Source organism: Psychrobacter sp. UBA3480 (assembly GCF_002377945.1).
Lineage (GTDB): Bacteria > Pseudomonadota > Gammaproteobacteria > Pseudomonadales > Moraxellaceae > Psychrobacter.
On sequence record NZ_DFQV01000012.1, the window covers coordinates 62,421 to 75,130 of the forward strand.

The 12,710-nt window shown below is 43.1% G+C and carries 10 protein-coding genes; 7 read left to right on the plus strand and 3 right to left on the minus strand.

All coding sequences use genetic code 11. The features are described from left to right. The first annotated feature begins 12 nt into the window (after positions 1 to 12). From B2863_RS04670 to B2863_RS04685, 4 genes are read left to right on the plus strand one after another with little or no spacing between them, the layout of a single operon-like run. Entirely contained in the window at positions 13 to 879 is an 867-nt protein-coding gene (locus tag B2863_RS04670; RefSeq protein ID WP_296207889.1) for a YihY/virulence factor BrkB family protein, read from the plus strand. Positions 880 to 927: 48 nt separating this feature from the next. Beyond that, positions 928 to 2,127, plus strand: a complete 1,200-nt coding sequence (locus B2863_RS04675; RefSeq protein WP_296207891.1) for an HlyD family secretion protein — start codon at positions 928 to 930, stop codon at positions 2,125 to 2,127. 3 nt (positions 2,128 to 2,130) lie between these two features. Beyond that, positions 2,131 to 3,441 (plus strand): ABC transporter permease, encoded by a 1,311-nt coding sequence (locus B2863_RS04680; protein WP_296207893.1) that lies wholly within the window; start codon positions 2,131 to 2,133, stop codon positions 3,439 to 3,441. Continuing rightward, positions 3,441 to 4,631: an ABC transporter permease gene (locus B2863_RS04685; RefSeq protein ID WP_296207895.1), complete on the plus strand. Its 1,191-nt coding sequence runs from the start codon at positions 3,441 to 3,443 to the stop codon at positions 4,629 to 4,631. The genes B2863_RS04680 and B2863_RS04685 overlap by 1 nt, the downstream gene beginning before the upstream one ends. 102 nt (positions 4,632 to 4,733) lie before the next feature. On the opposite strand, the gene sthA is transcribed toward B2863_RS04685, so the two are convergent. The 3 genes from sthA to ppsR form a co-directional block, all read right to left on the minus strand. Beyond that, entirely contained in the window at positions 4,734 to 6,383 is a 1,650-nt protein-coding gene (gene sthA / locus B2863_RS04690) for a Si-specific NAD(P)(+) transhydrogenase (RefSeq protein WP_057759390.1), read from the minus strand. Positions 6,384 to 6,483: 100 nt separating this feature from the next. Then, positions 6,484 to 6,885 carry a DUF4377 domain-containing protein gene (locus B2863_RS04695; RefSeq protein WP_101205439.1) on the minus strand — a complete coding sequence of 134 codons (402 nt, stop codon included), beginning with the start codon at positions 6,883 to 6,885 and terminating at the stop codon, positions 6,484 to 6,486. A 129-nt stretch (positions 6,886 to 7,014) separates the two neighbouring features. Beyond that, positions 7,015 to 7,911 (minus strand): posphoenolpyruvate synthetase regulatory kinase/phosphorylase PpsR, encoded by an 897-nt coding sequence (gene ppsR, locus B2863_RS04700; RefSeq protein ID WP_101205440.1) that lies wholly within the window; start codon positions 7,909 to 7,911, stop codon positions 7,015 to 7,017. A gap of 652 nt (positions 7,912 to 8,563) precedes the next feature. Between ppsR and ppsA the strand changes: the two genes are divergently transcribed. The 3 genes from ppsA to rpsF form a co-directional block, all read left to right on the plus strand. Next, complete coding sequence (ppsA, locus tag B2863_RS04705) at positions 8,564 to 10,948, plus strand: phosphoenolpyruvate synthase (protein WP_191115062.1); 2,385 nt, start codon at positions 8,564 to 8,566, stop codon at positions 10,946 to 10,948. A gap of 114 nt (positions 10,949 to 11,062) precedes the next feature. Beyond that, the gene (locus tag B2863_RS04710) at positions 11,063 to 12,043 is read left to right on the plus strand and encodes an RDD family protein (protein ID WP_296207897.1); all 981 of its coding nucleotides are present in this window, start codon (positions 11,063 to 11,065) and stop codon (positions 12,041 to 12,043) included. A gap of 291 nt (positions 12,044 to 12,334) precedes the next feature. After that, positions 12,335 to 12,710, plus strand: a 376-nt coding sequence (gene rpsF / locus B2863_RS04715) for a 30S ribosomal protein S6 (protein ID WP_296207899.1), incomplete at its 3' end; no start/stop codon positions are given.

Genomic DNA, 12,710 nt, shown 5'->3' on the forward strand with positions numbered 1-12,710 from the left:
ACAGCTGCTTTTATGAAAAAACTGACCTCTACATTGATAAAAAACTGGCTACAGACGTTACTAGAAACGTGGCGTATTGCCAATAACTCTAATGTTTGGGCGCATTGTGCAAGCGTAGGTTTCTTTGGATTCTTATCAATTTTTCCAGTGATGGCTGTTTTTGTCTTGCTTTACGGTCTTGCGTTTTCTCCTGCCGAGATGCAAGAGCAAATCTCGCTTTTGAGTCAGTTTATACCTGATACAGTATATGAAGTGCTTAACTCTCGTCTGAGCGAATTGGTTTCTACAACTACGTCTGCCCTGACTTTCAGTCTGCTTATATCGTCCTTGCTCGCACTTTATGCTGGCTCTAAAGGTATCAAATCTTTAATTATTCTTATTAACCTTGCGTTTCATATTACTCAGGAGCGTAGTTTTGTACAAAGCACGATTCGCGCAGTTGGTTTGACCTTTGCAGCAGTAGTCGTATTGATTATCGCGGTCTCCTCTATCGCGATTATCCCTTTGGGGGCGGCCTACTTCCCTTTCCCTCAGATAGCAAAGACAATTGCGCTTTGGAGCAGGTGGCCCATATTGACAGGTATCATATTCTTAAGCTTTTTGGGTCTTTATCGTCTAGCCCCAAATCGCGATGCCGTCGCCCTCAAAAAATTGATGCCAGGCGCTGCGCTGGCAACGGTTTTATGGATTATATTGTCCATCTTATTTTCAATTTATGTGCAAAATTTTAATAACTATAGTGCTGAGTTTGGCGCGCTTTCAGCTGCTGTGGTCATTATGCTATGGCTCTATTATTCAGCATTTATCGTCGCTCTTGGTGCTATTTTTAATTCTGAAACCATAGACAACGCCAAGCCTTATGCGTTTCGAGTGTACTAGTAATAAACCCTTTATTTTCAACTTTGTTGCTTTAGGAATCTCATTGTCATGACAGAATTACCACGCGAATCAGACGACTCAAATAAATCAGCTGATGCAACCGAGTCAGTGACCTCTCAAGATACACAAAATTCAGTCGATCCTGTAGAAGACGTGTCTGATATTGAACCAGAGCAACCGACACCTACTTATAATCGTGACGCCTCTAAAACTGATAAATCTGCGCGTATGAAAAAAGTATTACTTGCATTATTCATACTGATTGTCCTTGGTACGATTGCGTACGGCTTATACAAAAGTAATGCGCATAGCGAGCCAGAAGTTATTACGCTACAGGGGCAAATGCAAATGCAGCAAACGTCTATCGCTGCAAAAGTACCAGGGCGTATTGCCCAAATTATGGTAACAGAGGGTGATACGGTAACGGCAGGTCAGCAACTGGTTGAAATGGATTCGCCTGAGATTAATGCCAAGATTAATCAAGCACGTGCTGGTAAGCAAATCGCACAAAGTCAATTAGATAAAGCAGAAAATGGTGCTCGCCCGCAAGAAATCGCCCAAGCAAAAGCCGCTTGGCAAGCCAATAAAGCCGCGTCTGACTTGGCGGAAAATACCTATCAGCGTGTCAATCGCCTTTACGAAGAAGGTTTGATGGCGCGGCAAAAGCGCGATGAGGCGTATGCGCAATATCTTGCTACTCAAGACCAAACCGAAGCAGCCCGCTTGCAGTATGATTTGGCACTAGAAGGCGCACGTACTGAAGATAAGTCAGCGGCCACTGCACAAGTCGCACAGGTCGATGCAAAACTCGATGAAGCGCTAGTAGCAAAAGAGGAAGCGAACCTAAGAAGTCCTATCGCTGGTATCGTCGATAATGTCATCGTGAGTGCTGGAGAAGTCATCGGTCAAGGGGTTCCGCTCCTGACGTTGGTAGATACCAAAGACCAATGGGTAGTACTTAACGTCACTGAGTCTTATTTAAATCAATTTGCTATTGGTCAGACATTTACGGGTACTATCCCAGCGCTGTCATCAACGGATAAACCTTATACGAAACAGTTTACCGTCTATGCGACATCGACCTTATCAGACTTTGCCACTTGGCGTCCGACCAATAATGATGATGGTTTTGATGTGCGTACTTTTGAGGTGAAAGCACGACCATCTAAGCCCGATGCCCGTATCCGCTCAGGTATGAGTGTGGTCGTACGTATCAATCCTACTCCTGTCAATCAGAACCAAGAGTAAGCCATGCACTTGACTAAGTTAAGTGAGGCTTTTTTACGCAGTGCAGCCTACGAGCGCCGTTTTTTGGCAAAAAATCACTGGGACTTTAGCATGGTGGTATGGATACCACTGGCAACGGTGCTGCTAATATGGTGGATATTTTCACAGACTCAAATTACCGATTTGCCTATCGGAGTCATCGATCAAGACAATAGCGCTGTTGCCAATACTGCCGTCCGTTACTTAGAGGCCAGTCCTACTTTGACGGTCAGACAGCTTTATTACTCCCAAGCGGATGCAGAGGCTGCGATTTTACAGCGCGATATTTACGCTGTCGTCATTATCCCAGAGGACTTTTCTCGTAATATATTATCGAGCCAGCCTGCTCCGTTGACTCTACAAGTCAATGCACAGTACGGTACGCACTCTGGTATTATTCAGGCAGGTGTCCAAGCGGTCGCTAGTACATTATCCGCAGGTGTAGAGATCAAGCGATTGGTCAAACAAGGCGTAGCGCCATCACAAGCGATGACGGCTTATGCGCCTATCAGTGTGCAGCGTATTAGCTTATTCAATGCTGCGACCAACTATCAGCAGTTTTTGGCATCGACTGTCATACCTGCCTTATTACATATATTGGCAATGGTCATTGGCGCAACTACAATTGGCCGCGAGTTACGTGATAAGAATATCGGTCGCTGGTACCGTTTTATTGATACAGGAAAGCCTCATTTAACCTTATCTAAAACTTCAAAAACGACATCTTCGCTATCAACCAAACAAGATAGCAGCAATAACAAAACATCATCGTCAAGCGCAAAAGTGCCCCATTCGGTCAGCCTATCAGTTTTGGTATTTGGTTTATTAGGTAAATACTTTTGGCCAATACTGGCGTATAGCTTGTGGTCAGCGTTGATATTGTGGCTAGCAACGTCCAATCAGAATATAAACATCATGTCTCTCATGGCAGTCTACGCTGGGTTTTTGTGCCTGATGGTCCTGTCATTTTGGCTAGGTGCTATTTTTACTTTGAATTCTTTTTCATTACGTATGGGTCTATCGACCACCGGATTTATTTCAGCGCCTTCTTACGCCTTTGCCGGTGTTACCTTTCCATATATTGCGATTAGTGATAGTGCACAATATTGGTCAAATGCGCTGCCGCTAACACATTATCTCAAGCTTCATATTGCACAGTTACAAATGCAAGCACCGATCGCCATCTCGCTACCTATCGTCTATGGCCTCATACTTGCAGCCATAATAGCGCTAGTACTTGCAGCACTATTAACCAAACGCGCATTGGCGCATCCTGAACGTTGGGGAGCACGCTAATGTCTGCACAATCAAATAATACACACTCAAAAGCTACATCAACGATCACTCCGGCATCACAAAGTTTTTGGACCAGCTTTATTCAAACGTTCAAAGACGTCTTTGGGGACAAAGGCGTACTTTTGATGTTGATTATTGCCCCTATTATCTATGGGTTTTTCTATCCTTGGCCTTACTCGTCTGAGGTGGTCAATCATGTGCCAGTAGGTATCATTGATCATGACAACAGCAACTTATCGCGTACTCTCGTACGCTATGCGAGTGCTAGCCCATATTTAGACACTGAACGATTTATCAATGAGCAGGCTGCCAAAGAAGCCATATGGTCAGATCAAATTGCAGGCTATATGGTGATTCCAACTGGTCTTGAAGAACAAGTTCAGTCCGGAGAGCAAGCACACGTCAGTGTACTGGGTAACGGCGGTTATTTTATTTTAAATAAAAACGTCCAATTGGGTTTCTCTCAAGCAGTAGGTACGGTATCCGCAGGCATCAAGGTAAAGAAAAGTATTGCGAAAGGCGCTTATGCATCTACCGCAGCGCAGAACACGCAAGCTGTACCGCTACGGATTATGCCACTATATAACCAAACTGAGGGCTATGGTGCTTATGTCGTACCTGCTGTCTCTGTTATTATTTTACAGCAGACACTTTTGATGGCGACTGCGATGCTGATTGGTACATGGTATGAGCAGCGCCGTCACAGTACGAGTGTACGTGGCTGGTTAGGACGTATTGGGGCTTTGAGCTCACTTAGTTTTATCGTTGGCTGCTTTTATTATGGTTGGGCGTTTGAGTTACATCATTATCCACGCGGACAAAACATGCTTGGTACGCTGCTGTTTTTGGCACTGTTTTGTCCGACAGTCGCAACGCTCGGCTGCGTGCTTGGATTATGGTTCCGGCAACGTGAGCGCAGTATGCAGATATTAATTTTTATCTCCTTACCGATATTTTTCTTAAGCGGCTACCCATGGCCAGCTGACCAATTGCCTCAAGTATTGCAAGTAATACGTTGGCTGGTACCGACTACGCCTGCAATCAATACCTCTGTGCAGCTTAATCAAATGGGTGCCAGTATCTCTCAAGTCGCTATAGGATTTTATGCGTTGGCTGGCTTATGGTTGCTCTATTTTGTTTTATTGCTATTTTTACGCAAGCGTATTCCACAGCGAAAAGCCTACTTGTAAATCCTCAAATTAATGAAACCTATGAGCATAAAAAAAGCGCCTGCACTATTAATAATATAGTAGCAGGCGCTTTTTTATTTATACGCTATTAATAGCGGTGGTTTAAAACACACGGTTCAAACCATTCAATGCCGCCACACGATATGCTTCTGCCATCGTTGGATAGTTGAAAGTCGTATTTACAAAGTACTCAAGCGTATTGTTGCTCTTACACTTCATCACTGCTTGACCAATATGAATAATTTCTGAAGCGTGATTACCATAGCAATGGATGCCTAGAATTTCTAAGGTATCACGATGGAACAATATCTTTAATACGCCCGAACGTTCACCGATGATTTGGGCACGTGCCAGATGTTTAAAGAATGCCTGACCCACTTCATATGGGACTTTTTCATCCGTGAGCTCTTGCTCTGTCTTACCGATACAAGAGATTTCAGGAATCGTATAGATACCAGTCGGTACACTAGATACTGGCTCAGCATCACTATCACCAACCATAAAGGCAGCGGCACAGCGACCTTGGTCATAGGCAGCAGAAGCTAGTGATGGCCAACCGATTACGTCACCAGCAGCATAGATATTGTCGACGTCCGTACAGTAAGTGTCATCTACTTTTAACTGACCACGGCCATTTGCTTTTAGCCCAATGGCTTCTAAATTCAGGCCTTCTGTATTACCTGAGCGACCATTTGACCAAAGAATGGCATCAGATTTGATGCGCTTGCCACTCTTTAAGTGTAAGACCACATAGTCATCATGAGTCTCAAGATGATCAATCTCTTCGTTACTACGGATAAGCACACCGAACTGTCTAAAGTCATGCGCGATGGCATCACTGATTTCGCTGTCTAAGTAGTTAAGCAACTGATCTTGGTTATTGATTAGATCAACTTTGTAGCCAAGACCAGTAAAGATAGACGCATACTCACAACCAATTACCCCTGCACCATAAATGATGATTTTTTTAACCACATAATCCATTTGCAAGATTTTGTCAGAGTCAAAAACGCGTGGATGGTTAAAGTCTAAAATCTCAGGACGGTAAGGACGACTACCTACAGTGATGATGGCTTTATTGAAAGTGATGGTTTCATAAACATTTTCATCGACTTCAATACGTAGCGTATGAGCGTCAATGAAACTTGCCCAACCTTGGATGACTTCAATACGGTTGCGCTCATAAAAACGTGTGTGGGTACTGACTTGACGACGGATAACTTGACGCGCCTTGGCCAGTACTTCATTTAGCGGTACTTGCTTATATTCCATCGCCTTGGTAAACATTGGATCGCGGCGGAAGTTAATCAAGTTAAATACAGATTGGCGCAATGCTTTACTTGGAATCGTACCGACGTGAGTAGAGTTACCGCCTACTTGATCACGTGGATCGACAACGACCACTCTTTTACCAGACTTGGTCAGCTTCATGGCAGCGGCTTCACCGGCAGGACCCGCCCCTAAAACAACTGCGTCGTACTCATATTCATGATCGTCACTTTTTAGACGACGAGAGTCTTTGGTAAAGCCAGACTTAATATCGATTCGTGTGTCATCAAGCGGATTCACTAAGTCAGGATGATGCATAACATCATCAGTCACTTGCTCATGAGTCTGCTCTATCTTTTCTTTTTTGTTCTTACCTTCGGTATGTTCAGGGCTTGGCACGTGTCCGCTAGATTTATTTGATACTTCGGTATGAATATCTTTACCAGTATCGTTGGTCTCGTCGCTTGCACTTTTACTTACCATAATGTCCTCTTTATATTTATTTATCGAGTAAATGTTTGAGATATAAATGAATCAATATGTAGATGAGTTTGTATCATGTAGATAAATGAATACCGCCCTACTAAGGCATGCCCACCATACGTTGTGACAGTATGTTTTGCAATGTCCAGTGACCAGTGGCACTCTGTTGCCCTTCATCAATCTGCGGGCGGGCGCTAATAATGTACTCTGTACCAAGGGTTGGTTTGAAATCGTCGATCCAGTCATAAGGAATCTGGAATACGCTACCGTCTTTAGACTTAGCAAGTAGGCATTGCATTGGCAATTCTGAAGCACAAGCAACACGGTTTGGCATAACGGTCAGTGTCTGTGCTTCTCCCAATACGATACTTGGAATATAGCGCGGCTCAGGTACTGGATCCTTTGCAAATGGTGATGTTTGACAAGCACTCAGTAAAGTCGCTGCACTGATTAAACCTGCCAGCAACAATGATGGCTTTATAGATTGATAGGCTGAAATCATAATATTCTCTATATGATAATTATCTAGGATGAAATGATGTATGTTTATTAGTGTTTTTCGCGCATTTATTAAAGCTGCCTGAACACTTATTGATACCGATTGAACAGATACTGTTTAAGCTGACATTCATTATCCAATACGGCGTTTGAGACCTGTCATCTGCAAAATACGTGTGGCAATTTCTTCAACAGACATCTCTGATACATCTAAGCTTGGGATACCGTGCGTGATATAAATACCCTGAATCGCGCGCTGCTCTTGCTGGCATTGCTGATAGCTAGAATAACGGCTGCCTGCACGGCGCTCTTGACGGATTTTTACCAAGCGATCAGTATCGATGAGCAAACCAAACAGCTTGTCTTTGTGCTCACGTAATGCTTTCGGCAACTGATTGTCGTACAAATCATCTTCAGTCAAAGGATAGTTAGCCGCTCGAATACCGAATTGTAATGCTAAGTATAAAGAAGTCGGCGTCTTACCAGAGCGCGACACACCTACCAAAATAATATCGGCGGCATTATAGTGACGAGTACGCGCGCCATCGTCATTGTCTAAAGCAAAATGCACTGCGTCGATCCGCTCTTTATAAGTTTCGGAATCGACATCATCATGTGCATGCCCTGAATGACCATCTGGCTCCACACCAGTCTCCTCTGCAACACGGCCAATCAGCCCTTCATACATATCCAAGTTACAGCTATGTGCTGAGTTAATTTTTTCACGAATCTCAGGATTGACGATCGTATCGAAAACCAATGGCAACGACCCATCGCGCTGATACGCCATATTGATTTGTTCAACCGCATCTTCCGCACGCTCTAAGCTATCGACGTATGGCAATACTCTTGTTTCAAAAGGAACCGAGGCAAACTGACTCAAAATAGCGCGTCCAAGTGTCTCAGCCGTAATCGCTGTGCCATCTGAGATAAAAAACGCCGTTCTAATGGCTTGTGAGCTGTCCAAGTTTAGCGCATGGCGATTTTGGATAGTGGACTTAACTTGTTCAGATGGATTGCTTGAGTACATATCGTTGACACCTCGGTTGAAAACTCAATAGTGACCTTCATTTAGTTTTTGGTATAAATCTTATTAATAATTCAGACTTAGCAAACGTTTAGCAGTTATTGACTATTAATAGCGTGAATTTTACTCGGCTTTTTATAGTTGCCTTTATAACTCGTATAACTAGGCTTTTTTAGCACCTATACCGCACATTTATCATGCAATGTGCATCAACTATCTATGCGCTACATTATACGCATATTAGCCTCTTAATAGAAATCAATGTTACAGGCGTACACTTAGCACCAACATTGTTTTTCATCTTGTTGTCATAGTTAATCCACCTCTCATTAAGGTATTTTTTTATGGCACCTTCTATATAGGAACATAAAATTGAAACATAAGTTATGGAAATACTCTAAATATGGCTTATTTGAATACGTCTATTTTATGCAGTAATTAGCTTTTGCAAACGCATAACATCGCCACTAACGATGATATTTTTCATCCGAGTAAATACGAAACCCGGTAGGACTGGCCCTAATTTATGTAGCAAACCCCACAATTTGTATATTTTTAACAAGTTTTTTGGTGAAAACCCTCGAAATTGTCCTAATATGGCGGTATAATTCACCGTTATAATCTTTACTAAATAACCTTATTTTCTGGAGTTATCATGGCAGCGCAATCTACAGCACTTGTAATCAATCTTGATCAGCTAGGAAAAGACGACATCGAAATGGTTGGTGGTAAGAACGCTTCGCTTGGCGAAATGATCAGCCATCTTTCTGATTTAGGCGTTAGTGTTCCAGGCGGCTTTGCCACCACTTCAAATGCATTCAACCGCTTTTTGACTGAAACCGGCTTGCTTGACAAAATCAACAGCGAGCTAAAGACACTAGACGTAAATGATGTTAATAAGCTTGCGGCTACTGGTAAAAAGATTCGTACTTGGATTATTGAACAAGAACTGCCAAAAGATCTTGAGCAAGAAGTACGTCAATCATTTGAAACCATGAGCGGTGGCGAAGACATCGCTGTTGCTGTACGTTCTTCTGCCACTGCTGAAGATTTACCAGATGCGTCATTTGCCGGTCAACAAGAAACCTTTTTGAACATTCGCGGTATTGATAACGTCCTAATTGCTATTAAAGAAGTATTTGCCTCTCTATATAACGACCGTGCAATCTCTTACCGTGTACACAAAGGTTTTGAGCACGAAGGTGTTGCACTATCTGCTGCCGTACAGCGTATGGTACGTTCAGAGACTGGTGCTGCTGGTGTTATGTTCACGCTAGATACTGAAAGTGGCTTTGATCAAGTAGTATTCATCACGTCAAGCTATGGCCTAGGTGAAATGGTTGTACAGGGTGCAGTTAACCCAGATGAGTTCTACATCTCTAAGAAATTGCTAGCCAACGGTAAGCCATCAGTTATCCGCCGCAACCTAGGTAGCAAGCATAAGAAAATGGTTTATGGTGATGAAGGCAGCACGGCTAAATCAGTTAAAACTGTCGACGTTGAAAAACAAGATCGCATGCAGTTCTCTTTATCTACTGAAGAGCTAACCTCACTTGCCAAGCAAGCGGTAACGATTGAACAGCATTATGGCCAAGCGATGGATATCGAGTGGGCAAAAGATGGCGATACTAACGAAATCTTTATCGTTCAAGCACGTCCTGAGACTGTTAAGAGCCGTCAAGACAGCAACGTAATGGAACGTTATGTCATCGACACGACTGGCGCAAAAGTATTGTGTGAAGGTCGTTCAATCGGTCAGCGTATCGGTTCAGGTAAAGTGCGTATCGTTAGTAACCTAAACGAGATGGACAAAGTAGAAGAAGGCGATGTATTAGTATCAGACATGACTGATCCGGATTGGGAACCAGTTATGAAGCGCGCTTCTGCTATCATCACTAACCGTGGTGGTCGTACCTGTCACGCTGCGATTATCGCGCGTGAGCTAGGTGTGCCAGCTATCGTTGGTTGTGGTAACGCAACTGAGCTATTGGTTGATGGTCAAGACGTAACTGCTTCTTGTGCTGAAGGCGACACTGGTTTCATCTACGAAAGCCAGATTGATTTTGAAGTACAGACTAACTCTGTTGAATCTATGCCAGAGCTAGCATTCAAAGTGATGATGAACGTTGGTAACCCAGATCGCGCATTCTCATTTACCCAAATGCCAAACGAAGGTATCGGTCTTGCACGTCTAGAGTTCATCATCAACCGTATGATTGGTGTGCATCCAAAAGCATTGCTAAACATGAACAGCTTGCCACGTGAAATTGCGCAAGCAATCCAAGAGCGTATCGCAGGCTATGCGTCACCTGTTGACTTCTATGTTGATAAATTGGTTGAAGGTATCTCAACGCTAGCTGTTGCCTTCATGGATCAGCCCGTTATCGTTCGTATGTCAGATTTCAAATCAAACGAATACGCTAACCTGCTTGGTGGTAAGTTATACGAGCCATCAGAAGAGAACCCAATGCTTGGTTTCCGCGGTGCTAGCCGTTATGTGTCTGATAACTTCCGTGACTGTTTTGAGCTTGAGTGTAAAGCACTAAAACGTGTACGTGATGACATGGGCTTGACCAACGTTGAGATCATGATTCCATTCGTACGTACTGTCGGCGAAGCCAAAGAAGTCATCGAGTTACTTGAGAAAAACGGTCTAAAACGTGGCGAAAATGGTCTACGCGTCATCATGATGTGTGAGCTACCAACCAACGCCCTATTGGCAGAAGAGTTCCTAGAGCATTTCGATGGTTTCTCAATCGGTTCTAACGATTTGACTCAGTTAACGCTTGGTCTTGACCGTGACTCAGGTATCGTCTCTCATCTATTTGATGAGCGTGATCCTGCTGTTAAGAAACTATTATCTATGGCTATCGAAGCTTGCCGCAAAGCTGGTAAGTATGTCGGTATCTGTGGTCAAGGTCCATCAGACCATCCAGATCTAGCATTCTGGCTAATGGAGCAAGGTATCAGCTCAGTGTCATTAAACCCTGACTCAGTACTAGATACTTGGTTCTTCTTAGCTGGTGAAGAAGCGAAGTAAACCGCTACGTTTAGTCACAGCGGTCATTCACACAGTCATTAAAGATACCACTATTAGGGTCTATTTGATTTTTTCAAATAGACCCTAATATAATGTCCTAAGACATGACTAACTATGCAGGCAATTATGCAGATTTTCCTTGCTCGAAATAACGTACAAGCTGGCCCATATCAGTTGGAGCAGCTGAATATCATGCTGGCATCTGGTGAAGTATTGCTTGATGATCTGATGTGGCATGAAGGCTTAGCTCAGTGGCAGCGCGTAGGTGATCTTACCAATAACCAAATGGTTTATCGCCCGACCGGTGCTAATACGCCTGAAGTAAACGACTCTATCATCAATAACGTGACCGTCTTCCCTGAAGATACCAATAAAGCGAAAGATGATAAGTCAGTATCGTTAGATAGATTATATGGCAAGCCTGAACGTCCTAAAAACGTGAAAGCCGACATGACGACCAATCGTCATCAAACGCCGCACAACAATGTCTCATTAAACAAGTCTACTCTCAGAAAGGCTGTTGCAGACAATGATAAAGTCGTCGGCAACGTGGTACTTGCGCCAATCATGTCACGCGTATTGGCGACTGCATTAAATGGCCTACTTTATATATTGGCCATACTGCCGCTAGTAATGGCATTGACTAAGATGGATGTGGACTATACCAAGTTCCAAAACATTCAAGATATGGACGCCGCCTATCAATACTCAATGACGCTGATGGAAAGCCTTCCTAGTAGCACATTGATGATGTCACAGGTGATGGTCTTTGGTCTATTTGCCTTACAATTGGTATTTATCACCATGCGTGGTCAATCACTAGGCAAGCTAATCACTGGTATTCGTGTCGTGGATCAAACCACGCATCGCCTACCTTCATTTATTAAGCTTATTGGTACACGTACGTTACTGTTATTTATTATCTATAACCTACTGTTTTCGTTTACCAGCTTTTTAGGCTTTGTGATTATCGCTATTCATTATTACATGGCATCTAAAAGCCCTGAAAATATTGGTTGGCATGACAAACTTGCCAAAACCTTAGTGGTAAAAGCAGACAGTAGCCAATTGGTAAAAAAATCAAAATCTGAATAACAGTATTTTGGTTTAGTTATTGGTTTTATAGCTCGTTACACTCAAAAAAGCTGCGTACTATCGCGGCTTTTTTATTTAGCAAAGCTTATTTAGCCTTTATTTATATTTTATTGACAGTAGCTTGGTGATTAACCTTTGTGTTAGTTGCCGAGTACTGTTATAATACGGCGCTTTATAAACTAAGCTTATTCTTGATTGTTTTTTATAAAATATGACCAGAATTGGGCTTACCTTATAAATCTCCTTGCTATTAACATAGGGTTAATAGCTACTAATCCGTAAGGAGTCATAATGCGACATTACGAACTGGTGTTACTTGTACACCCAGACCAAAGCGACCAAGTGGTCGGCATGGTTGAGCGCTACATCAAGTTAGTTCAAGACAACAACGGTGTTATCCATCGTCTAGAAGATTGGGGCCGTCGTCAACTGGCTTATCCAATCAACAAGATTCACAAAGCTCATTACGTTCTTTTCAACATTGAAACTGACGGTGAAACTTTAGCTGAACTTGAAGAATTATTCCGTTATAACGACGCGATCATTCGTAGTCTAGTTATGCGCCGTGACGAAGCTGTCACTGAAGAGTCGCAGTTAGCCAAGAATGCCGATGAAAAACGCGCACGCAAAGCAACTACTCGTCGTCCAGACAATCGTGAAAACGATA